The organism is Mesorhizobium sp. BAC0120, assembly GCF_033542235.1.
Classification (GTDB): Bacteria; Pseudomonadota; Alphaproteobacteria; order Rhizobiales; family Rhizobiaceae; genus JAWRCU01.
Genome location: NZ_JAWRCU010000048.1, coordinates 1 through 1,198, shown reverse-complemented (window position 1 = coordinate 1,198; position 1,198 = coordinate 1). Strand labels below are relative to the sequence as shown.

The window sequence follows — 1,198 nt, the reverse complement described above, 5'->3', positions numbered from 1 at the left end:
CCACCTTGCATTGGAAATTGTGTACGAAGACGGGTCTCGCAAGGGACGCCAATGGCCGGGTGGCCACCCGGCCATTGGCGCCGATCGTCGGATCGCATCCACCTGAACCTGGAGGGTTGAGGAGAAGCAGGATCGCGATCGGCTCCTCGTCATGGCCCGCATGGTTGCTGGAACAACCTGGTTCGTATGCAAGGCAGGGAAGACAAGGATGGATAACATTACCACAAAGGTCGCCGGGATCGACACGGGCAAAGCTGCCCTCGACGTCGCCACGTATCCGGCCAGTGAGAAACTGCGTGTCGGCAACGCCGGCGATGGGCATCAAGAGTTGGTGGCTTGGTTGAAGGCCCGCAAGATCAAGCGCGTCGGCATCGAAGCGTCCGGCGGCTACGAGCGAGCTGTCGTGGCCTGTTTGCGCAAGAAAGGCTTCGAGGTCGTGCTGCTGCAGCCGCGTCAGGTGCGCGCCTTTGCCGTCTACAAGCTGCGCCGCGCCAAGAACGATCGCCTCGATGCCGCCCTTATCGCGGAATGTGCCGCCGATCGGGGCGAACTGCGCGAGCCGCCGGATGCCAGGCTGGCTCCGCTCGCCGAGCATCTGCTCTTCATCGAGCAGCTCGAGGCCGACATCGTCCGCCTCAAGACCCGTCGTGAGCGCTTCACCGACAAGCGCATCCTGCGCCAGATCGAGCGTGAGATCGCGGCGCTGGATCGACGTTGCGAGGCCGAGCTGGCGCGCCTGGAAGCCGCCGTGCGCAAGCACGATGACCTTGCCCGCCGCCTGCAGCTGATCGAAAGCGTCGACGGCATCGGCATACGCACGGCTCTGACGCTGGTCATTCTCCTGCCCGAACTCGGCAAGGCCAACCGCGAGCAGATCTCAGCCTTGGCCGGCGTCGCGCCCTATGACGACGACTCCGGCGAGCGCACTGGCCAACGCCGCATCGCTGGCGGCCGTGCCCGCGTCCGCAGGGCCCTCTTCAATGCCGCATTTCCTGCTGCCCAGCGCTGGAACAGCGCTCTGGTCGCGCTCTATGGCCGTCTCAAAGAAAAGGGAAAGGAACACAAGAGCGCTCTCATCGCCTGCGCCCGAAAGCTACTGATCTTCGCCAATGCCGTCGTCGAGCGCGGCACTCCATGGATAAGAAAAGCACCCCAACAGCATCTCGCCCGCTAATGGTTGCGCTTCTCCCACAAGGGG

1 protein-coding gene is annotated in these 1,198 nt (G+C 63.9%); it reads left to right on the top strand.

Annotation, left to right across the window (positions count from 1 at the left end; translation table 11 throughout):
• Positions 1-208: 208 nt before the first annotated feature.
• Positions 209-1,174, top strand: a complete 966-nt coding sequence (locus SAZ10_RS33510) for an IS110 family transposase (protein ID WP_318613887.1) — start codon at positions 209-211, stop codon at positions 1,172-1,174.
• Positions 1,175-1,198 lie beyond the last annotated feature (24 nt).

Coding starts and splice junctions, on each gene's coding strand:
- SAZ10_RS33510 (WP_318613887.1), top strand. CDS start 209: ATGGATAACATTACCACAAAGGTCGCCGGGATCGACACGGGCAAAGCT.